We start from the raw sequence: 21,712 nt of genomic DNA, 5'->3' as shown, positions 1-21,712 counted from the left end.
CTTAAATAAAAAATCAAATGAGCACATTCACAGTAAAAGCTTTCGCAGCAGAGTCTACGACGGCAGATTTAAAGGAAATGAATATTGAAAGAAGAGATACAACACCCAATGATGTAGAAATTGATATTCTATATTGCGGCGTTTGTCACTCTGATCTTCATACGGCAAGAAACGACTGGGGCGGAACGATGTATCCGGCAGTTCCGGGACACGAAATTGTAGGAAGAATTACAAAAGTAGGAAGCGATGTTTCTAAATTTAAAGTTGGAGATCTGGCAGGTGTAGGATGTATCGTAGATTCTTGTGGACATTGTGACAGCTGTAAACAAGATCTTGAACAATATTGTTTAAACGGATTTACAGGAACTTACAACGGAAAAGACAAGCATTTGGGAGGTCATACTTTCGGAGGATATTCTCAAAAAGTTGTTGTAGACGCTGATCACGTTTTAAAAGTACCTGAAAACTTAGATCTTGCAGCAGTTGCACCTCTTCTTTGTGCAGGAATCACTACTTGGTCACCTTTGAAACACTGGAACGTTGGTCCAAATTCTAAAGTTGCCGTTGTAGGTCTTGGAGGATTAGGTCATATGGCTATTAAATTGGCAAAAGGTTTGGGTGCTGAAGTTACTTTATTCTCAAGAACTCCTGGGAAAACGGATGATGCAAAACAATTAGGAGCTGATCATGTTGTAATTTCTACAGATGATTCTCAAATGGATTCTGTAAAAGGAAAATTTGATGTAATTATCGATACGGTTCCGTATGTACACGATATAAATCCTTATGTTTCTACATTAAATATTAATGGAACTTTGGTTATTGTTGGATATTTAGGAGGTTTAGAGCCTTTCTTAAATACAGTTCCTATGATCATGGGAAGAAAATCTGTTGCTGGTTCTGTGATCGGAGGTATTGCTGAAACTCAGGAAATGCTTGATTTCTGTGGAGAACACAATATTGTTTCAGAAATAGAATTAATCAAAATGCAGGAGATCAACGAAGCATACGAAAGAATGTTGAAAAGCGACGTGAGATACCGTTTCGTGATTGATATGAAATCTTTATAAGATCTTCTTATATAATTTTAATTAAGACTCTCATTTTTGGGAGTCTTTTTTTATTTTAAGTTTTGGCTGAAGCCAGATTTGATTTATTTAATTCTAAAAATGGGCTAAAGCCCATTCCTATTGATACTTCAAGGTCTGCTGAACTATAATTATTCACATTTATATTTCCCGTCCATATCTTTAAAAGCCCATTCTGCCATTTGATGGATGACAGGGATTAATCCTTTTCCGGACTCACTCAATTCATAAGTTACATGAGGTGGAATGACTGGTTTAGCCTTTCTGATCACCAATCCGTCTGTTTCCAATTGTTTTAAATGTTGAATCAACATCTTCTCGGTCACTGCTGGAATACAGCGTTTCAGTTCGCTATACCTTTTATCTCCATTTGAAAGATGATATAAAATAATAGGTTTCCAAAATCCACCGATTTTTTCCATAACATAGGTTACCGGACAAAGATCGAGTGCATATTTTTTATTCTGTTGAATGGTTGAGCTTTCTTTAATGGCTGTCATATTACATACTTTAGGGTAAGTACTTGTATAAAAGTAAGTACAAATATACCTTTGTTCCAGGAAATAAAAAAATATTTACACATGAAAATTATAATCACAGGTTCATTAGGAAATGTAGCAAAACCATTAGCACAACAATTAATTACAGAAGGTCATGATATCACCGTAATCAGCAGTAACGAGTCTAAAAAAAGTGAAATTGAATCTCTTGGAGCAAAAGCTGCCATTGGTTCTATTACAGACTTAGATTTTTTAATTACATCTTTCGAAAATGCAGATGCAGCATTTTTAATGACTCCTCCAAATATGGGCGGAGCGAATATTGTTGAAAACACCATTAATGCAGGAAAGAATTATGCTGAAGCAATTTCAAAAACAGGCGTTAAAAAAGTTGTTATGTTGAGCAGCATCGGTGTTGAATCTCCTGTAGAAAACGGGCCGATCAAAAGTCTTCATTTTATTGAAAAATTCTATAATGAATTGGAAAATACGAATGTAACTTTCCTGAGAGCAGGATATTTTTACATTAACTTTTTCAATGATATTCCATTAGTTCAAAATGCAGGAATTATTGGTGCCAATTATCCTGAAAATGCAAGTGTTCCATTAGTTCATCCCGTTGATATTGCTAAAGCTGCGGCAGAGGAATTAGTAAAAAATTCTGAGGGTAAAAATATAAGATATATTGTAAGTGATGTTCGTCAAGCCTCTGATTTTGCTAAAGTTTTTGGAACCGCCATCGGAAAACCAGAATTACCTTGGGTTGAATTTAAAGATGAAGATTCTCTAAACGGAATGCTTCAGGCAGGTCTTCCTCAAGAAATGGCTGAACTCTATACTGAAATGGGAAGAGGTGTAAGAACGGGGGTTGTTCAAAAGGATTTTATTGAGCATGGTTCGCCTGTTGATGGAGGAATTAAATTGGAGGAGTTTGCTAAAGAGTTTGCTTCCAAATTTTAGTAATTATTTTCTTTTGTCTTGAAACAAAAGAAACAAAAATTCAAGACTTGGAAACTTCCGCTAAAAATTAAAAACTAATCCTAAAATTCCCAAAACTTGCGCGAATTCAATATTTGCTCTTCGATTCTAAATTTGTCTCGCGATTCAAACAGTGGGAATTTTTTAACGGATTAATTTTTAATTTTCTTAACGCTCCATTTTCCTATGTCGTTTTATAAACAAGTTTCGGCGAGCCTTTGGCTCGCCGAAACTTTATCTTTATTCTAATTTTGATATTAATCCAAATCAGAAATTATTTTTTATCTTTCAAAGTCTCTTTCAATACTTTAAATTTCCCATCAATGGGTTGGGTAATTTTTAACCCTAAAATTTCAGCAACTAAAGGATAAACATTCACGTTTGAAAACTCATCAATCACAACGTTACTTTTAAATTCTGATCCCCAGGCAAAGAAAGTAGCTTTCATTTCAGGAACGAGTCTTGGATTATAACCATGTTTTCCAACCGATGTTTTCTTACCTTTCTCTAAAAATATCTTCGGAGCTTTTGGAATCAGGAGAATTTGTCCGATTCTGTTATATTGATCATCTTTAGTTCCAAAATGAAGATACTTAGGTAACTTTTTATCTAAATAAACTTCATATTCATCCGTTTTATTAGCTTTCAATTCTTTATAAACAGCTTTAACTTCAGACGGATTTTTCACTACCACTCTCAATAAGGTCTGAGAATTATAGAAGTCAAATCTATTTTTATCGAAAAGCAATGCCGGAATTTCAAGAGGAGCTCCACCATCAACTTTTATCATTCCATGATCTGAAACAAAGATGAAGTTGACATTTTTCAATCCTAATTCATTTACTTTTTGAACCAAATCTCCAATTGCCTTATCAATTAAATGAACAGCGTCTTCCGTTTCTTTTGCTTCTGGACCAAAATGATGTCCGCTTCCGTCGACTTCAGGAAAATATAATGAAATAAAATGTGGTCTTCTATCCATCGGTAATTTTAACCAATTAACCACTTTTTCCACTTTTTCAGAAGGCGTAAATTTTTCGTGATACGGATAATAATAGGTTGGTCTTTTTCCGCCTGCATCACTTGCTGAACCTACCCACATTAAAGAAGCTGAAATCATTCCTTGTTTTTCGGCTAATCCCCAAAGTGGCGTTCCACCATACCAACTTCCGTCTTCTGCATTTTTTCTATCACTCATTGCGTATGATTCTTTTCTTTTATAATCATAGAAAAAATTATCAATCAAACCATGATGAGAAGGATATAATCCGGTGATTAAACTCCAGTGATTCGGAAAAGTAATACTCGGATAACTCGGAATCATTGCCTTTGCCTGAACACCTTCGTTTGAATATTTTAAAAGATTTTCAGCGTTATATTTTTTAGCATAATCATATCGAAAACCGTCTGTAGAAATCATGATAACATAAGGTTTTGTTTGCGCCTCAACCGTATTATATCGATTCGGAATAACTATTTGAGCAGTATCAACAGGTGCTTTTTGAGCAAATATTGATAATGACATCAAAAGCATGAAAAATTGTAATCCTCGCTTCATTATAAAAATTTTCGGCAAAGTTAAAGCCTGTAAGTTTTACAGAAAAGTTTTATGGATTAAAAAAAATTTAAATTTATTGCTTAAAGAGACACAAAATAGTATGTATTCTTCCTAGAACTCAAATGAATCAGTTTTTGATCTATTAATTTTCCTCTGCTTAATAATCTGATAAACAGAACCTGTGATGAAAAGCACAAAAATAACAAGCAAAGTTTTTCCAATCAGAGGATCATTTATATCTTTGGCTAAAGGATGCCCAATCGGAATTCTTGTAAGTGTTTCATTGACTGTAGGAAGCATCGAAAGAAGAAAACTGAAAGCCATAAGAAAGTTTTCGAAATAACGAGCTTTATTATTTCCCCCTCTTTTGCTATGAAGATAAAATGCAACTGTTACAAGAACCAAAATTATTAATGATAATGCATGTCCGGCATTAAAACCGCCGTGTTTTGAAATCCCTAATGCTGTAAGCGAAGTGATAATGGTAAAATAAAAGTATATTTTGCCTGTAATATGTTCCAAATTAATTTTACCGAATCTGATAAATGATATTAATGCTGACACAATGGCAACAACGCCAATTATTGTATGAAAAATTCCCAAGTTTGATAATCCCATTTTAGTATTTTTTTTGAATTTGTATTATTTTAAAACTGAATGTCATTATTGACTCAGCAAAATTGTAACAAATTCAAAAAAAGAACTTTGCGAATCAGTTCAATTATTTATCATTTTGGTTCAAACGGTATTTTGTAGGCGAAATATTATATTTTTCACTAAAACTTCTGGTGAAATTTGCAAGATCATTGAATCCACATTCAAAGGCAATTTCAGAAATACGTTCATCAGAAATAGAAAGTAGCTCGGCAGCTTTTTCAAGCTTTTTGGTTTTAATATAATTGGCGGGTGTATCATTGTATAACTTCGTGAATTCCCGCTTAAAAGAAGAAACACTTAAATTATGATGTTGCGCCAGTTCCTCAATCGTCAACTGTGAAAATAAATGAGCTTCAATTATTTGTTTGAAGGTATACGTGGTGGGCGAAAAAAGTTGTGATAATATAATTTGTATAGCTTCTACATTGCTTGTTTGCGATAGTAAAAGAATAATTTCCTTTAATTTCAGGACTAAAATATCTTCATTTACCAACGACGGATTTTCGAAATAAAATAATAATCCTTCAATGTATTTTTGAATTAAAAAATCATTGTTTATCTTTTCAATTGACTTATTTGAAACTATATTTTTTTGTGATTTGAGCAATAAAGGCAATTCTTTATCATAAATTTTCTTGAGTATATCCGGATGGAAATTAATAATCAGAATCTCATTATTATTTTCCAAATTTTCATTGCTTATTTGTTTATCGGAGTTTATACAGTTTTGGAATAATGAATGTTTCCCGGGAAGATTTATTTTTTCGTCATCTAGTTTGTACTGCATTTCACCTTCCAGCATGTATAAAAAACAGGCATTATCTGTAATAGGAAAATCAAATGTAAAAGGCGATTTTAAAACCAATTTGTGCAATAAAGGTTTTCCGAATAAATCATATTTTTTATGGTCAATTATCATATTCCTATTTTAATTTGCATCTTATAAACTTCATGAAAATCAATAGTTTTAGCATTGCAAAATATGAGTAAATTTATTTAAATACTTTTAAAAATAAAAACTTCTGGATGATTTTCAGAAGTTAAAAAGTACTTAATTTTTGATATAATAATTTATCAATCTTTAGTCAAAGTCATATTTTTTTTGAACCTTTTTCCATTTATAAATTAAAAATCCTGAAAACCGTATGATTTCCAGGATATTTATAATTTATAATATTGACTATAAATTTATTCTTTAATTAATTTCTCGTAAGATAAAGTGCCGTCTTTCAATTTAATTTCGAAATAATAACTTCCTGTTTTTAAATCAGCTACATTGATATTTTCTCCGTCTATTTTCACAGATTTCACTTTTCTTCCTGTTGACTCGTAAATATCAATAGATTTGATTTTATCAGCATTTTTGAAATTCACAGTTTCCTTTGCAGGATTTGGATAAAGAACTACTTTTTTGCTTTCCAGAGCCAAATCGTTGGTTCCTAGAGTTGCAGTCATATTTAAAGCTGCATATCCTCTATTTCCACCTCCATGATAGTTAGACGCTAGAGTTGTCGTAGGACCTTTTGCAAAGAAAATATTGACTGTTCCAGCAGTATTAGGAATCGCTGTATCACCAGATCCACCGGTTAATGATCTCGTAGCAACAACTGTTCTGATTCCAGCGGCGGTTGTGTTAGATGTTTGTGTCCAATCTTGTGCGGCATCTGCATTAGGTGTTACACCAACATTTGCAAAAGTATAATCTCTGTTCGCAGTGGAATTATAAATAAATCCATCTTTTCCACTTTGCATACCCTCACCAACGTTTCCAAAACCAATTCCCAAATAAGATGTATCTGCACCCGTAAGTGTAATTGTAACTAAAGTTGGTGAAGTATCCAACTTTACAGTCATTCCTGTAGATCCGAGACTTACCGTCCCAGAGCTAAACTGTGCTCCTACAGCGCTTGCAAGAGCTAAACTTAATGTGAGTAAAACTTTTTTCATATGTTAATTCTTTAAGAGGTTGATAATTTCTTTGTTGTTTGTTTGTAGTGCATATTCAAAAGGAGTCATTCCCATTGAATCTTTTTTAGATTTATCTGCTTTATGTTTCAGCAATAATTCTATGAGTTCTTTGTTTCCGAATTTCACAGCCCAGAAAAGAGGTGTAGATCCTGTGGCATCCGCAATATTTGGATCAGCATTTTTATTTAATAAATACTCCACCAAATCTTTATTATACTTTACAGAAAGCCCTGCCAAAGCAGTTCCTTCCTGACTTTTATAATTGATATCTTTTACGTTATCCATCAAAAACTTAGCCACTTCCGTGTTGCCTCTGTAGCATGCTAAAATGAGTGGAGAAAAGCCAGATTCATTGGTTTCATTGATGACATTAGGATTTTTTTTCATCAAATCTTTAACTTCAGCGACACTACCACTCCTTGCAATATCAAAAATTGATTTTGCTTTTTCCTGAGCAGATACGAATGAAAAACTCAGAAAAATACTTACAATTACTATTAAATTTTTCATTGTTTTGATAATACATAATCATACTTAACATTCACATTTTCGGCAACTTTTTTAGAAACCATTTTAGGAATTGTTACATTGTGATCTGCAGGTCTTGCTACAAAACCTCCCTGCATATAAATTTTCCCGTCTTTAGCATAAACTGTTGCTGATGAACTAACCGCTTTATCTACGCCATGGAAATTAAGTTTTCCCTGTACGGTATATTTTTGTGGTGATGCAGAAAGTTTAGTTTTATCAAAATTGACAAGCTTCCCTGTAAAAGTTGCTTTCGGATATTTTGCTGATTCGGCATAATTTTCATTGAAATGCTCTTCCATTAATTTTACTGTGAATTTATAATTCTTCACAGCAGAAACAGAAGCAATTTCTCCGGTATCGGCATTTAGAATAACGATGTTGTTATTATCTTTTGCGCTTACATCTTCAAATAACGGAACAGAAGCTTCAAAACTTACCTGTCCTGTTTTTGAGCTGTATTTTTGAGCCAATGCAAGGTTACCAGACAGTAACGATACAATAATTAATACTAGATTTTTCATTTTTCTATTTTTTTAATTTTCAATAAGTCCATCGGCTTTCCATTTAATGAAAATATTGATTTGTGACTGTGATAAAGATCCGCCCTGAGGCATTTTTTGGGAATCCCCGTTTTGTCTTTGTATTCTATTTAAAATACCATCAATATTGGTCTTCACCTGATCATAGTTAGTAAAAGGCTTGTAAGACGCAGAACCTGTAGCAGAATGACAACCAATACAATTGGCTTCAACAATAGGTTTTACATCTTGTGTATATCTTACGGTTTCTGTGATCGGAGTATTATCAGAGATTTCTTCATAGGTTCTGCTTTCACAAGCAATTAATAAAACTGCTGATGATAGTATGTATAGTATCTTTTTCATATTAAAAAACTCTATAAAGATTAAACCCAAAGAAAATCTGTCCTTTTTCCCATTTTCCGGCTGCATTCGTAAGATATCCGATATCGGAATTAAGCTGAGAATTACTGAATACAAGCTGGAAAACATGTCCCCCGGTTTCTATATCCATTCCTACTGATAAAGGATTTTTATAGACACTGTGATTGTCAAAATTCACAAAATATTCTGCGTTGATAGAGATCCTTTTAGAAATTTTGTATCTACCTCCCAATCCTGTTAAAAATTGGTTTTTATCTTCAATATTTGGTTCATAAAGATTCTTGTGCACATAGGAAGGTGTTAACTGCAAAGATAAATTCTCATTAAATCTTCTTGAAATCAGAGCCTGCGTAAGATAAGAAAGCCTGTCACTGAACTGTAAATGCGGATAATTATCTTTATCAAGATCTGTGTTAAGCGCCAAAACATTATACCCTACAATATCTACAGGAAATTTGTCACTTTGTTTCACAAGACCATATTTGGCGGCTAACTCAAAGGTTTTCCCGTTTGTTTCTCTTGAAAGACTTAATGAAATATTGTCTGTAACGCCATAAATTGCACCTAACTTGGTAGAAGCATCATCAAGGCCAAAGAAGTTTTTGAAACCTGTACTGATGTCTCCAAAACGGTGTGCAACTACAATATACCATTCATTTTTTGCTGTAAGTTTGGTAGATTGTGCTGTAACAACCTGTAATCCTTTGAAAGCCGGCTGTGAAGTGTCTGTGTTTGTTTTGATGGTGTCAATATCTTTCAACAAATCTTCCTGCGAAAAGGCAAGACTTGATGAAAGCATCGACAAAAATAATAAAGTTTTTGTCATATAAATTTTTTAGAATTAATCAGACAAACTTATAGAGTTATGAATTCAAAAGTGTGTGATAAAAGTCACCGAGTAAATAGTTTTTATCAATCGTAATATTAAAACAATTAAACATTATTTATTAGAACTGACTAACATTTTCATTTACAGGTATTTTGATACCCTCTTTCGTTTGGGTAATTTCGCCTTCATTTTCAATTTTTTTCAAAACTCGGCTTACAACTTCTCTGGAAGTCCCAAGATTATTGGCGATTTCGCGGTGCGTTAACTTTACCGGATTATTTCCTGTTAAAGAAATCTGTTGTTTAATATAACTTAACACTCTTCTGTCGAGTCTATGAAAAACGGCTTCGTTCACCATATTCATTACGTCGGAAAAGCGTTTGTCATATTCGTGATAAAAAATTCTGTTGATCTCCGGAAACCTTATCAACCATTCGTGTACAACAGAAACCGGAACCAAAAGAATTTCAGATTCTTCTTCCGCAACAGCATAAACCCGGCTTATGTAATCGGTAAAAATAGAGGAAAAGGTCATCAAACAACTGTCGTTTGGCCTTATGTAATAGTAAATTAATTCTCGACCGTCGTTTAAAGAAAAAACTTTTACAGACCCTTTTATTACGAAAGGAACATATTTATTCTTCTGTCCGTCCCGAACAATTTCTGTCTTTGCCTTGACATTCGTAATAATCCCGTGCTTTTGTAGTTCGGTTGAAAAATCAGCACCCAAAAACCCAAATTTATTAAGAATAAACTGATTATCTATCATATCCATTATATCAAATTTAAAACAAATATATAAAATTGTAGTATTGATATTATGTTTAAGATTAAAGTTTTAAAATAAATCCTAAATCTAGGATATTTTAAGGTATTTAAATTTAATAACTCGTTTTTATTATGAAATATTAAAAATTTACAATAAAAAAATGCCCCAATAAATTGGGGCATCTTATGTATGTTAAGAAAAAATCTTACGCTTGTACGTTGTTTCCACCTAATACGAAAGGCTCAACTTCTTTGATCTCTCCGAATTGTTGCTCGTAGTTAGTGATGTTTTGTTGAAGAGCAGCTAATACTCTCTTAGCGTGAAGTGGAGCAAGAATAACTCTTGAACGCACGTTCGCTTGTTGAACACCTGGCATTAATTGGATAAAATCTACAACAAACTCAGATGGAGAATGGTTTACTAGAGCAAGGTTACAATATACCCCTGAAGCTACCATTTCGTTAAGTTGGATGTTGATGTTGTTTGGATCTTGATTTTGATTTTGATTGTCCATGTTTTCTTTAAATATTTTTTTGTTTAAAAAGTTTCAGGCCTCTAATTTAAAATTTAAACTCGAATCCTGAAACTTTTCTTTACTTTTTAGTTAATATCTTCGAATTCTTTTTTAGAACCTACGATAACATTCTGATACTCTTTAAGACCCGTACCTGCAGGAATTCTGTGTCCTACAATTACGTTCTCTTTAAGACCTGTTAAGTAATCTACCTTACCAGCAACTGCTGCTTCGTTAAGAACCTTAGTTGTTTCCTGGAATGATGCTGCAGACATGAATGACTTAGTCTGAAGAGCCGCTCTTGTAATACCTTGCAATACAGGCGTTGCTGTAGCTGGTAAAGCTTCTCTTACTTCAACTAAAGCCTGATCTTCACGCTTCAATTTAGAGTTTTCGTCTCTTAATTCTCTTGCAGTAATCATCTGACCTGGCTTGAATTCTTTAGAATCACCAGCTTCAGTTACTACTTTAAGACCGAATACTCTGTTGTTTTCTTCCAAGAAATCAAATTTGTGCTCTAAAGCTCCTTCAAGGAATTGAGTATCACCTCCATCAACAATAGATACTTTCGTCATCATCTGTCTTACGATAATTTCGAAGTGCTTATCATCAATTTTCACCCCTTGTAGACGGTAAACTTCCTGAATTTCATTTACCAGATATTCCTGAACCGCCGTTGGACCTTTGATTCTTAAGATATCGTCCGGAGTAATTGAACCGTCAGAAAGTGGTGAACCAGCTCTTACGAAGTCATTCTCCTGAACCAAGATCTGGTTAGATAATTTAACTAAATAAATTTTTCTTTCACCAGTTTTTGCTTCAACGATAAGTTCACGGTTACCTCTCTTGATTTTTCCGTAAGAAACTACACCATCGATTTCAGTAACAACCGCTGGGTTTGAAGGGTTTCTTGCTTCGAATAATTCGGTAACTCTCGGAAGACCTCCGGTGATATCCCCTGCTTTTGCAGATTTTCTTGGGATCTTGATTAAAACTTTACCAGCCTTAATTTTTTCACCATCGTTTACCATTAAGTGGGCTCCTACCGGTAAGTTGTATGCTTTCTGCTCAACACCTTTAGAATCTACCACCTTAAGAGTAGGTACGGCTTTCTTATTTCTAGATTCAGAGATTACTTTCTCTTCAAATCCTGTCTGTTCGTCAATTTCCAATTGGAATGAAATACCCTGGATGATATCTTCATACTCTACCTTACCGGCAGTTTCTGCAATAATTACCGCGTTATACGGATCCCATCTACAGATAGTATCACCTTTCTTCACTTTATCACCTGGTTTTACAGCTAATATAGATCCATAAGGTACGTTAGCGATCATCAATGGAGTTTTAGTTTCGTTATCAGCAACCAATCTAAATTCCGTAGAACGAGAAACCACTACCTCAGCAGTGTTACCGCTTTCGTCTTCAGATGTAATTGTTCTTACATCATCCATTTCAACGATACCGTCTCTTCTAGCTACGATTGATGGGTTTTCTGATACGTTACCTGCAGTACCCCCTTGGTGGAAGGTTCTCAATGTTAACTGAGTTCCCGGTTCCCCAATAGATTGTGCACCAATTACACCTACTGCTTCACCCATATGGATTACTTTACCTGTTGCTAAGTTTCTTCCGTAACATTTCGCACAGATACCTTTCTTAGTTTCACAAGTTAATGGTGAACGAACTTCAACAGCTTCTAATCCAGCTTCTTCAATTCTCTTAGCTAATGGCTCATTGATCACCTGATCTGCTGAAGCAATAAGCTCATCACTTTCAGGGTCATAGATATTATGTAGAGAAACTCTACCTAAGATTCTTTCAGAAATTCTTTCAACGATCTCATCATTTTTCTTCAAAGCAGTAACTTCAGTACCTCTTAAAGTACCACAGTCTGTTTCAGTAATGATAACATCCTGAGCAACGTCTACCAATCTTCTCGTTAAGTAACCCGCATCGGCAGTCTTAAGTGCGGTATCCGCAAGACCCTTACGAGCACCGTGAGTAGAGATAAAGTATTCTAGGATCGAAAGACCTTCCTTAAAGTTTGCAAGAATCGGGTTTTCAATGATCTCCGCACCAGTAGAACCGGCTTTCTGCGGTTTTGCCATCAAACCTCTCATCCCTGATAACTGACGGATCTGTTCCTTAGAACCCCTCGCCCCAGAATCAAGCATCATATATACAGAGTTGAACCCACCTTGGTCGGTTTTCATTCTGCTCATAATCATTTCAGTTAATCCTGCGTTTGTGTTTGTCCAAACGTCAATTACCTGGTTATAACGTTCTGTATCTGTAATTAGACCCATGTTATAGTTGGCTCTAATCTCATCTACAGTAGAAATTGCTGTAGCAACCATTGCTTTCTTCTCAACAGGAACTACGATGTCACCTAGTGAGAATGAAAGACCTCCTTTAAATGCATTTGAATACCCTAAGTCTTTCATTGCATCCAAGAACTTCACAGTTGTAGGGAAATCTGTATCATCAAGAACTCTACCGATAACGTTTCTTAATGATTTCTTCGTAAGAAGTTCATTAATATATCCTGACTGTTTAGGAACGATTTGGTTGAATAAAATTCTACCAACAGAAGTTTCAATTAATTTAGTTGAAATCTCTCCGTTTTCTTTAACAGGTAGTCTACATCTAACCTTAGCGTTTAGAGAAACTTTTCCTTCTGCATAAGCGATTTCCGCTTCTTCAGGAGAATAGAATGCAAGACCTTCACCTTTTACTTTCATATCTTCTGTAGAGCTCAATTCTTTAGTCATGAAATATAGACCAAGAACCATGTCCTGAGAAGGTACCGTAATTGGAGAACCGTTTGCAGGGTTCAAGATATTTTGAGAACCTAACATTAATAACTGAGCTTCAAGGATCGCTTCAGGTCCTAACGGTAAATGTACCGCCATCTGGTCACCATCGAAATCGGCATTGAAGGCCGTTGTTACTAACGGGTGTAGCTGGATTGCCTTACCTTCGATCATCTTAGGTTGGAAAGCCTGGATACCTAGTCTGTGCAAAGTAGGTGCTCTGTTTAGTAAAACAGGGTGACCTTTCATTACACCTTCTAAGATATCATATACTACTGGTTCTTTTCTGTCAATAATTCTCTTTGCAGATTTTACTGTTTTTACAATCCCTCTTTCAATTAGTTTTCTAATGATAAATGGTTTGTAAAGTTCCGCAGCCATATCTTTAGGAATACCACATTCGTGAAGCTGTAAGTTTGGCCCTACAACAATTACCGAACGAGCAGAGTAATCTACCCTTTTCCCTAGTAAGTTCTGACGGAAACGACCTTGCTTACCTTTCAATGAATCTGAAAGTGATTTCAATGGTCTGTTTGATTCAGATTTTACTGCAGAAGATTTTCTTGTATTATCGAATAATGAATCTACTGATTCCTGAAGCATACGCTTCTCGTTTCTCAAGATTACTTCCGGAGCTTTGATCTCCAATAATCTCTTCAAACGATTGTTTCTGATAATAACTCTTCTATAAAGGTCATTTAAGTCAGAAGTAGCGAAACGTCCTCCATCCAATGGAACTAATGGTCTTAATTCTGGTGGAATAACAGGAAGTACACGCATGATCATCCACTCCGGTCTGTTGATCATTCTAGTGTTAGCACCTCTCAATGCTTCTACAACGTTCAATCTTTTAAGAGCTTCTGTTCTTCTTTGTTTAGAACCTTCGTTGTGAGCTTTGTGTCTCAAGTCGAAAGACAAAGCATCAAGATCAATTCTTTTTAACAATTCTTCAACCGCTTCAGCACCCATTTTGGCGATGAATTTATTCGGATCAGAGTCATCAAGATATTGATTTTCTACAGGAAGAGTTTCCATGATATCAAGGTATTCTTCTTCTGTAAGGAATTCTTTATCATCAAAATCAGAACCATCTAATTTCTTAGCGATACCTTGCTGAATAACAACATATCTCTCGTAATAGATGATCATATCTAATTTCTTAGATGGAATACCTAAAAGGTAACCGATTTTGTTCGGTAAAGAACGGAAATACCAGATGTGAGCGATAGGAACCACCAAGTTGATGTGTCCGATTCTCTCTCTTCTAACTTTCTTCTCCGTAACTTCTACTCCACAACGGTCACAAACGATCCCTTTGTAACGAATTCTCTTGTATTTACCACAAGCACATTCGTAATCCTTTACAGGACCGAAGATTTTTTCACAGAACAAACCGTCTCTTTCAGGCTTATGCGTTCTGTAATTAATAGTTTCCGGTTTTAAAACCTCCCCTCTAGAATCCTGTAAAATGGATTCCGGAGAAGCTAAACCGATGGTTATTTTATTAAATCTACTTGATTTATTTTTATTTGACATTTTTTAGATTTTAGATTTTGGATTATAAATTTTGGGTTATAAATTCTGAACTGATTCAAAATTCATTCGTCAAAATTTAAAATTATTCCTCAAGTCTTACATCAAGTCCAAGTCCTTGTAACTCGTGAAGTAATACGTTGAAAGATTCTGGAATACCTGGTTCAGGCATTGCTTCTCCTTTCGCGATAGCTTCATAAGTTTTTGCTCTACCAATCACGTCATCCGACTTCACAGTCAAGATTTCTCTCAAGATGTTTGATGCTCCAAATGCTTCAAGAGCCCAAACCTCCATCTCTCCGAATCTCTGACCTCCGAACTGAGCTTTACCTCCTAACGGCTGTTGAGTAATCAATGAGTATGGTCCGATAGAACGTGCGTGCATCTTATCATCTACCATGTGACCCAGTTTCAGCATGTAAATAATACCTACTGTAGCCGGCTGTGTAAATCTTTCTCCGGTACCACCATCATAAAGGTGAGTGTTACCAAATTTAGGAAGACCTGCTTTTTCTGTGTACTCAGTAATTTGATCTAATGTAGCTCCATCAAAGATTGGTGTAGCGAACGTCATCCCTAATTTCTGACCAGCCCATCCAAGAACTGTTTCATAGATCTGTCCGATGTTCATACGAGAAGGTACCCCAAGTGGATTCAATACGATATCTACTGGTGTTCCGTCTTCAAGGAATGGCATATCTTCTTCACGAACGATTCTTGAAACGATACCTTTGTTACCGTGACGTCCTGCCATTTTATCCCCTACATTCAATTTACGTTTCTTAGCGATATAAACTTTAGCCAACTTCATGATACCTGCTGGAAGCTCATCTCCGATAGAAATTGCGAATTTCTCACGGTTTTTAACCCCTTGGATATCGTTGAACTTGATTTTATAATTGTGAATTAATTGTTTGATTAATTCATTCTTATCGTTATCTACTGTCCAATCTGCACCGCTTACGTTTACGTAATCTTCAACTGAAGTTAATAATCTGTGAGTAAATTTCACACCTTTACCGATGATCTCTTCATCAAGGTCATTTTGAACCCCTTGAGAAGTTTTCCCGCTTACAAGTGTATTTAATTTTTCAATTAAAGTATTTCTTAACTCATCAAACTTAGCCTTGTAAGTGTTTTCAATTTCTTCAAGTTTAAGTTTTTCTTCAGTTCTTTTCTTTTTGTCTTTAATATTTCTAGAGAACAATTTTTTGTTGATAACAACACCTCTTAATGAAGAGTCTGCTTTCAATGAAGCATCCTTAACATCACCAGCTTTGTCACCAAAGATTGCTCTAAGAAGTTTCTCTTCAGGAGTTGGGTCTGATTCTCCTTTTGGAGTAATCTTACCGATCATAATGTCACCAGGTTTCACCTCAGCTCCAATTCTGATCATACCGTTCTCATCAAGATCTTTTGTAGCTTCTTCAGAAACGTTAGGAATATCTGCTGTAAGTTCTTCCATACCTAATTTAGTATCACGAACTTCAAGAGAATACTCATCCACGTGGATTGAAGTAAACCAGTCTTCACGTACAACTTTTTCGTTAATTACGATCGCATCCTCAAAGTTGTAACCCTTCCAAGGCATGAACGCAACTACTAAGTTTCTACCAAGAGCTAATTCTCCTTTTTCAGTAGCATAACCGTCGCAAAGTACCTGTCCTTTTTGCACTGTTTCACCAATTCTTACGTTTGGTCTTAGTGTAATTGTTGTACTCTGGTTAGTTTTTCTAAACTTAGTTAAGTTATATGTTTTAGTAGCAGATTCGAAAGATACTAGATCTTCGTCATCGCTTCTTTCATATTTAATAGTAATCTTGTCTGCATCTACATACTCAACAGTACCGTTACCTTCAGCATTAATCAAGATTCTTGAATCTTTCGCAACTTGCTGCTCAAGACCAGTACCTACGATCGGTGCCTGTGGCTTCAATAATGGAACTGCCTGACGCATCATGTTTGATCCCATCAACGCACGGTTCGCATCATCATGTTCCAAGAAAGGAATCAATGAAGCTGAAATACCAGAAATCTGGTTTGGTGCAACGTCGATAAGGTTAACTTGAGAAGGCTCAACTACAGGGTAATCACCATCTAGTCTTGCAATAATTCTATCAGTTTGGAATTCTCCCTGATCATTCAACTCAACGTTTGCCTGAGCAATTACTTTATCTTCTTCGTCTTCTGCATTAAGATAAATAGGATCAGCATTAAGATCTACTGTACTGCCTTCTACTTTTCTATATGGAGTTTCGATGAAACCTAAGTTATTAATTTTCGCATAGATACCTAAAGAAGAGATCAAACCAATGTTTGGCCCTTCCGGAGTTTCAATAGGACAAATTCTTCCGTAGTGAGTATGGTGAACGTCACGCACCTCGAAACCTGCTCTTTCTCTTGATAAACCACCAGGCCCTAGTGCAGAAAGTCTACGCTTGTGCGTGATCTCTGATAGTGGGTTGGTTTGGTCCATGAACTGAGAAAGCTGGTTGGTACCAAAGAATGAGTTAATAACTGATGTTAATGTCTTAGCATTTACTAGATCTAAAGGTGTAAATATCTCGTTATCTCTAACGTTCATTCTTTCCTTAATCGTTCTAGCGATTCTTGAAAGACCTACACCGAATTGTCCTGCTAATTGCTCTCCAACAGTTTTAATTCTTCTGTTAGAAAGGTGGTCAATATCATCAACCTCAGCTTTAGAGTTTACCAATTCGATTAAGTGTCTTACAATCGCAATGATATCTTCTTTTGTAAGAACCTCAGTTGTAGTCGGGATATTAAGACCTAACTTTTTGTTTAGTCTGTAACGTCCTACTTCACCAAGTGAATATCTTTGCTCAGAGAAGAATAATTTTTCAATAATTCCTCTTGCAGTTTCCTCATCGGGTGGATCTGCATTTCTTAACTGACGGTAAATATACTCTACTGCTTCTTTTTCAGAGTTCGTAGGGTCTTTCTGTAATGTATTCTGGATGATAGAGAATTCATTTGCATTTTCTTTGTGAATCAAGATAGATTTCACACCTGCATCAAGAATAAGATCTAAGTGTTCTTTTTCAAGAATAGTTTCTCTGTCTAGGATGATTTCGTTTCTTTCGATAGAAACAACCTCTCCCGTATCTTCGTCTACGAAATCTTCGAACCAAGTGTTCAATACTCTCGCAGCCAATGTTCTTCCTTCAACTTTTTTAAGAGCAGCTTTAGAAACCTTCACTTCTTCCGCAAGGTCGAAGATCTGAAGAATGTCTTTATCAGATTCAAATCCGATAGCTCTTAATAAAGTAGTTAATGGTAATTTTTTCTTACGGTCAATATACGCATACATTACGCTGTTGATATCCGTAGTAAATTCCATCCAAGATCCTTTGAAAGGGATAATTCTTGAATAGTAAAGCTTCGTTCCGTTAGCGTGATAAGTCTGTCCGAAGAATACACCAGGTGAACGGTGCAACTGCGTAACAATAACTCTTTCAGCACCATTGATGATGAAAGAACCACTATCCGTCATGTAAGGAACCGGGCCTAAATATACATCCTGAACCACAGTTTGGAAATCTTCGTGCTCAGGGTCTGTACAATACAGTTTAAGTCTTGCTTTAAGAGGAACTGAATACGTCAATCCTCTTTCTACACACTCATTAATTGAATAACGTGGAGAATCTACCAAATAATCTAAGAATTCCAAAACGAATTGGTTTCTAGAATCGGTAATCGGGAAATTTTCTTGGAAAGTCTTGTGCAGACCTTCTTTTTTTCTGTCTTCAGGAAGCGTATCAAGCTGGAAAAACTCTTTAAACGACTCTAATTGGATATCCAAGAAGTCTGGAGTAATAATTTTTCCTTTCGCTGAAGAGAAATTAATTCTCTGATTCCCCCTAGTTGTTGATGTTGTTTTACTCATAAAACTTTTAAAGAAAGGGTTAAAAAATATTTTGATTTATACAAAAAATATCAGAAAAAGACTGTCAGATAAAAGAGGCAAGATAAAAGACATTTGATGTTTGGCGCTATCAGAAGTGGTCTTTAATCTTAATTCTTTATTCCTATACTCTAATTCTAACTGCAACGCTGGTATATCTTTTCACAGCGTAATGCAAAATATTTTTAAATTTTACTTTTTGAGGCAGAAATTACCGCAATATCTACAAAATTAAAATCCCTTTCATAATTACGAAAGAGTTGATATTTAATATATTATAGATTCACAAACAATTATTAGCGCCAAAAGAGTTGGCAAAGATACAAAAACTTATCTATATTCACAAATAAAACTCTTTCATTTTAAAGCAGTTAAAAAATTCACACAAATAAAAAAGGCCGCCCAAATTGGACGACCTCACCTTATTACTAAAACTATCTCAAGAAATTATTTTACAATAACTTTATAAGATTTTACTGTAGATTTAGTCTCTATTTTGATCATGTACATTCCTGAAGGTAATGAAGAGGTAGAAATCTCTGCATTTCCTTTAAAAGTACCGGTTTTTACTAATTGTCCCTGAGCTGAGAATATGGTGAAAACTCCCTCCTCAGAAGATTTTACGTTAAGATTCTCACCTGCTTTTACAGGATTAGGATGTATTTTGATGTCATTTGCAACTGCAACAGTTTCATTCGTTACAATTGCAGCTTTTTTCGCTTCCATACCCATTTTTGCAGTCTTAGCCAATACAGCGTAAGGTGAAAGTGGAGAATTCGGTGCACCTCTTCTTACAAGATCTGTATCTACAACAGCCTGAATACCATCTGTATCAGCATCACTTATTTTTGAAATAAATCCTGCTCCAAGGTCATCAAAAACACTTTTGCTGATCGCGTAAAGGTCATATTCAATTCCGTTAGATTTTAGATCAACAAAATCCGGTTTATCGTCTCCGTCTGTATTCATTAGAGGATATTTCATCACTCCTGAGTCTGGGGAAGTTTCTAAAATGTCGGCAATACCATTAGTTCCAACCATAACACCAGCATCAATAACTCCATTATGATCAACATCAATCTGATTGATTACAGAAGTTGGAATACCCGATTCGAATAAGTCTAAAATTCCATCATTATCAGAATCAAGATCCAAATAACTTGAAATACCGTCGCCCAATACAGGAATCACGATAACATCTCCGTCTACATCATCATCTTCGAATCTTCCGTTAGCATTAAGATCTTCCCAAGCATCAGGAATACCATCGTTATCAGAATCGCCATCACAAGCATCTTGAATACCGTCGCCATCTGTATCTATTGTAGAACTTTTATCGTTATCAGCAACACAGCTTTTTGTATCACAAGCATCTGGAATACCATCTCCATCTGTATCGATGTTGTCATCTCCACCAGGGCAAATATCTCTACAATCAGGAACTCCATCTCCGTCAGAATCCAATTCAACAAATACATTATAGATGTAGTAATTAATACACTGACAGATTTTTGCCGTATGTTTAATTGAAAGTCTTATTCTGTTGAATGCTTTTGTAGATTTAAATCCTACAATCGTTTTTCCTCCTGAAACAGTAATTAATTTTAAATCATTATTCACTGTACTTTTTTGTTCAACCAAAGTATTTCCGTTGTACAGCTGAACAGAAATCACCCCAAGAGAACTCCAATCCGTAGAAATATTCTTAGCAATCGTAAACCCTGCAAATGTTCCTGCCGGATATGTTGTTCCAACAGATTCTACTGCAAAATTTCCCGTGATATTATTTTTATTGGAAGGAACTGAGAAAGTAGCATAATTTGAAGCATTAGAATCTACTATATTTTCAGGATTGTAAACTCCTAAATAAGAAGTTGAAGTACTCCAAGTTCCTGTCCAGGGCTCACGTTTTCCACAATATAATCCACCATTTGGAAGGTTTCCACAAAGTAGATTTCCTTTATACGGAGCCGTTCTGTTACACTGAAGATATTGAGTACAGTCACAACTTTGAGGCTCTTCAAAAGCATAATACACTTTTAAAGCTCCCATAGAAGAGCAACCTGAGTTTTGAGAAATCTTTAATCTTACTTCATTAAAAGGTTTCGTTGTAGTGATTGAAAGTTTTTGCTTATTTCCGCTAAGACTTAATGAAGAAACAGTCATACCTCCAACACCGTCATTGTAAGATTGAGAATTCTGTAACTGACCAAACATATACGTTTCTATCACAAGATTATCAAGCATTCTTTCTGTTAAAACTGAATTTGCGTTCGCCGGAGCAATAACAAAACCTGCTTTATTTCCTGCAGGATAATATTGGCTTTTATCAAAAACTCCAATACTGAAATTCCCCATAAAACCAGAAGGCAAAGTAATTGTTCCGAAAGAACTTTTACTTCCGTCGCTGATCTTGTCTCTATCCGTTACAACAGATAAAGGAGAAGTCATATTGCTGCTGCATGAGATATTGGTATCAGAATCTACAAAAGATCCGCCACCAATAATATCATCGCAAACACCATTGTTTTCCAGTTTGATATTATTTGAGTCACATGTAAATGCATAATACACATTCAATGCATTGCAAGAAGTACTGCTTCCTGATCTTAATAATCTTACTTCATTAAAAGCTTTAGTTGTTTTAAAATGTAAGAATGATCTGGCTTTTCTTCCGCCATATGCAGGAACTGACAACAGAGAACCTGCCGCAGATGTTTCCTGAAGAACACCATTTTTGTAAGTTGCAATACTAAGAGCATTCAATACTGTAGAAGTAATAGCACTGTTTGCCATATCTACATTAAAACCCGTAACCGATCCTGCCGGATACGTAGTATTGTTATTAATAATGGAAATACCATTACTCGATGTGTTATTTAATAATGTACCTAAGCTTGCCCCATTATCCGTATCTGAATCTATTACAGAATAAATATTGGTTGGATTAGATGCCGCAACACACTGTCCGTTTTGTGCAAGATAAGCTCTAATCCCCATTCCTCGGATAGGTTTGTAGTTCTGAGCAAATGCATTGCAGACAAACAGCAACATTGCCATAAGTGAGATAATTTTCTTCATTTTTTTAGTTTTTTGTGTTAAATTTTATACTAATCGTTATTATAAGGAGTTCTGATACGGTTA

Annotated in this window: 16 protein-coding genes; 2 read left to right on the top strand and 14 right to left on the bottom strand. The window is 35.2% G+C overall.

Annotation, left to right across the window (positions count from 1 at the left end; all coding sequences use genetic code 11):
* Positions 1–17 precede the first annotated feature (17 nt).
* Positions 18–1,070 carry an NAD(P)-dependent alcohol dehydrogenase gene (locus AC1Q7L_RS15235; RefSeq protein ID WP_492306880.1) on the top strand — a complete coding sequence of 351 codons (1,053 nt, stop codon included), beginning with the start codon at positions 18–20 and terminating at the stop codon, positions 1,068–1,070.
* A 149-nt stretch (positions 1,071–1,219) separates the two neighbouring features.
* Here the strand turns inward: AC1Q7L_RS15235 and AC1Q7L_RS15230 are convergent, their stop codons facing one another.
* A complete protein-coding gene (locus AC1Q7L_RS15230) occupies positions 1,220–1,588 on the bottom strand; it encodes a winged helix-turn-helix transcriptional regulator (protein ID WP_492306881.1) in 369 nt (122 codons plus the stop codon).
* Between the two features lie 81 nt (positions 1,589–1,669).
* On the opposite strand from AC1Q7L_RS15230, the gene AC1Q7L_RS15225 reads away from it, so the two are divergent.
* A complete protein-coding gene (locus tag AC1Q7L_RS15225; RefSeq protein ID WP_492306882.1) occupies positions 1,670–2,548 on the top strand; it encodes an NmrA family NAD(P)-binding protein in 879 nt (292 codons plus the stop codon).
* Between the two features lie 292 nt (positions 2,549–2,840).
* Here the strand turns inward: AC1Q7L_RS15225 and AC1Q7L_RS15220 are convergent, their stop codons facing one another.
* From AC1Q7L_RS15220 to AC1Q7L_RS15160, 13 genes are all read right to left on the bottom strand, one after another.
* The gene (locus AC1Q7L_RS15220; RefSeq protein ID WP_492306883.1) at positions 2,841–4,124 is read right to left on the bottom strand and encodes an alkaline phosphatase family protein; all 1,284 of its coding nucleotides are present in this window, start codon (positions 4,122–4,124) and stop codon (positions 2,841–2,843) included.
* 111 nt (positions 4,125–4,235) lie between these two features.
* Positions 4,236–4,742: a hypothetical protein gene (locus tag AC1Q7L_RS15215; protein WP_410693132.1), complete on the bottom strand. Its 507-nt coding sequence runs from the start codon at positions 4,740–4,742 to the stop codon at positions 4,236–4,238.
* A gap of 103 nt (positions 4,743–4,845) precedes the next feature.
* Complete coding sequence (locus tag AC1Q7L_RS15210) at positions 4,846–5,700, bottom strand: helix-turn-helix domain-containing protein (RefSeq protein ID WP_410693133.1); 855 nt, start codon at positions 5,698–5,700, stop codon at positions 4,846–4,848.
* Between the two features lie 269 nt (positions 5,701–5,969).
* The gene (locus AC1Q7L_RS15205) at positions 5,970–6,728 is read right to left on the bottom strand and encodes a DOMON domain-containing protein (protein WP_492306884.1); all 759 of its coding nucleotides are present in this window, start codon (positions 6,726–6,728) and stop codon (positions 5,970–5,972) included.
* 3 nt (positions 6,729–6,731) lie between these two features.
* Complete coding sequence (locus AC1Q7L_RS15200; protein WP_492306885.1) at positions 6,732–7,259, bottom strand: ankyrin repeat domain-containing protein; 528 nt, start codon at positions 7,257–7,259, stop codon at positions 6,732–6,734.
* On the bottom strand, positions 7,256–7,801 hold the full coding sequence (locus tag AC1Q7L_RS15195; RefSeq protein WP_492306886.1) for a YceI family protein: 546 nt from the start codon (positions 7,799–7,801) through the stop codon (positions 7,256–7,258). Before AC1Q7L_RS15195 ends, AC1Q7L_RS15200 begins: the two co-directional genes overlap by 4 nt.
* 12 nt (positions 7,802–7,813) lie before the next feature.
* Entirely contained in the window at positions 7,814–8,164 is a 351-nt protein-coding gene (locus AC1Q7L_RS15190) for a c-type cytochrome (RefSeq protein WP_492306887.1), read from the bottom strand.
* A 1-nt stretch (position 8,165) separates the two neighbouring features.
* Positions 8,166–9,008 (bottom strand): DUF5777 family beta-barrel protein, encoded by an 843-nt coding sequence (locus AC1Q7L_RS15185; RefSeq protein ID WP_410693141.1) that lies wholly within the window; start codon positions 9,006–9,008, stop codon positions 8,166–8,168.
* Between the two features lie 121 nt (positions 9,009–9,129).
* Positions 9,130–9,786, bottom strand: a complete 657-nt coding sequence (locus AC1Q7L_RS15180; RefSeq protein ID WP_492306888.1) for a Crp/Fnr family transcriptional regulator — start codon at positions 9,784–9,786, stop codon at positions 9,130–9,132.
* A 199-nt stretch (positions 9,787–9,985) separates the two neighbouring features.
* Positions 9,986–10,294: a DUF3467 domain-containing protein gene (locus tag AC1Q7L_RS15175; protein WP_054511586.1), complete on the bottom strand. Its 309-nt coding sequence runs from the start codon at positions 10,292–10,294 to the stop codon at positions 9,986–9,988.
* An 86-nt stretch (positions 10,295–10,380) separates the two neighbouring features.
* Positions 10,381–14,646: a DNA-directed RNA polymerase subunit beta' gene (gene rpoC / locus AC1Q7L_RS15170; RefSeq protein ID WP_123980849.1), complete on the bottom strand. Its 4,266-nt coding sequence runs from the start codon at positions 14,644–14,646 to the stop codon at positions 10,381–10,383.
* A gap of 82 nt (positions 14,647–14,728) precedes the next feature.
* Positions 14,729–18,550, bottom strand: a complete 3,822-nt coding sequence (gene rpoB / locus AC1Q7L_RS15165) for a DNA-directed RNA polymerase subunit beta (protein WP_410693145.1) — start codon at positions 18,548–18,550, stop codon at positions 14,729–14,731.
* A gap of 465 nt (positions 18,551–19,015) precedes the next feature.
* Positions 19,016–21,649 carry a T9SS type A sorting domain-containing protein gene (locus tag AC1Q7L_RS15160; RefSeq protein ID WP_492306889.1) on the bottom strand — a complete coding sequence of 878 codons (2,634 nt, stop codon included), beginning with the start codon at positions 21,647–21,649 and terminating at the stop codon, positions 19,016–19,018.
* Between the last annotated feature and the right edge of the window lie 63 nt (positions 21,650–21,712).

Source organism: Chryseobacterium sp. GW823-FHT05E08, assembly GCF_058795655.1.
The sequence above is the reverse complement of the archived record's forward strand: the minus strand, read 5'-3'. Positions and strand labels throughout refer to the sequence as shown.

What these genes read in the sequence shown, in the direction of transcription:
- AC1Q7L_RS15235 (WP_492306880.1), top strand. Translation starts at nt 18, where the DNA reads ATGAGCACATTCACAGTAAAAGCTTTCGCAGCAGAGTCTACGACGGCA.
- AC1Q7L_RS15230 (WP_492306881.1), bottom strand. Translation starts at nt 1,588, where the DNA reads ATGACAGCCATTAAAGAAAGCTCAACCATTCAACAGAATAAAAAATAT.
- AC1Q7L_RS15225 (WP_492306882.1), top strand. Translation starts at nt 1,670, where the DNA reads ATGAAAATTATAATCACAGGTTCATTAGGAAATGTAGCAAAACCATTA.
- AC1Q7L_RS15220 (WP_492306883.1), bottom strand. Translation starts at nt 4,124, where the DNA reads ATGAAGCGAGGATTACAATTTTTCATGCTTTTGATGTCATTATCAATA.
- AC1Q7L_RS15215 (WP_410693132.1), bottom strand. Translation starts at nt 4,742, where the DNA reads ATGGGATTATCAAACTTGGGAATTTTTCATACAATAATTGGCGTTGTT.
- AC1Q7L_RS15210 (WP_410693133.1), bottom strand. Translation starts at nt 5,700, where the DNA reads ATGATAATTGACCATAAAAAATATGATTTATTCGGAAAACCTTTATTG.
- AC1Q7L_RS15205 (WP_492306884.1), bottom strand. Translation starts at nt 6,728, where the DNA reads ATGAAAAAAGTTTTACTCACATTAAGTTTAGCTCTTGCAAGCGCTGTA.
- AC1Q7L_RS15200 (WP_492306885.1), bottom strand. Translation starts at nt 7,259, where the DNA reads ATGAAAAATTTAATAGTAATTGTAAGTATTTTTCTGAGTTTTTCATTC.
- AC1Q7L_RS15195 (WP_492306886.1), bottom strand. Translation starts at nt 7,801, where the DNA reads ATGAAAAATCTAGTATTAATTATTGTATCGTTACTGTCTGGTAACCTT.
- AC1Q7L_RS15190 (WP_492306887.1), bottom strand. Translation starts at nt 8,164, where the DNA reads ATGAAAAAGATACTATACATACTATCATCAGCAGTTTTATTAATTGCT.
- AC1Q7L_RS15185 (WP_410693141.1), bottom strand. Translation starts at nt 9,008, where the DNA reads ATGACAAAAACTTTATTATTTTTGTCGATGCTTTCATCAAGTCTTGCC.
- AC1Q7L_RS15180 (WP_492306888.1), bottom strand. Translation starts at nt 9,786, where the DNA reads ATGGATATGATAGATAATCAGTTTATTCTTAATAAATTTGGGTTTTTG.
- AC1Q7L_RS15175 (WP_054511586.1), bottom strand. Translation starts at nt 10,294, where the DNA reads ATGGACAATCAAAATCAAAATCAAGATCCAAACAACATCAACATCCAA.
- rpoC (WP_123980849.1), bottom strand. Translation starts at nt 14,646, where the DNA reads ATGTCAAATAAAAATAAATCAAGTAGATTTAATAAAATAACCATCGGT.
- rpoB (WP_410693145.1), bottom strand. Translation starts at nt 18,550, where the DNA reads ATGAGTAAAACAACATCAACAACTAGGGGGAATCAGAGAATTAATTTC.
- AC1Q7L_RS15160 (WP_492306889.1), bottom strand. Translation starts at nt 21,649, where the DNA reads ATGAAGAAAATTATCTCACTTATGGCAATGTTGCTGTTTGTCTGCAAT.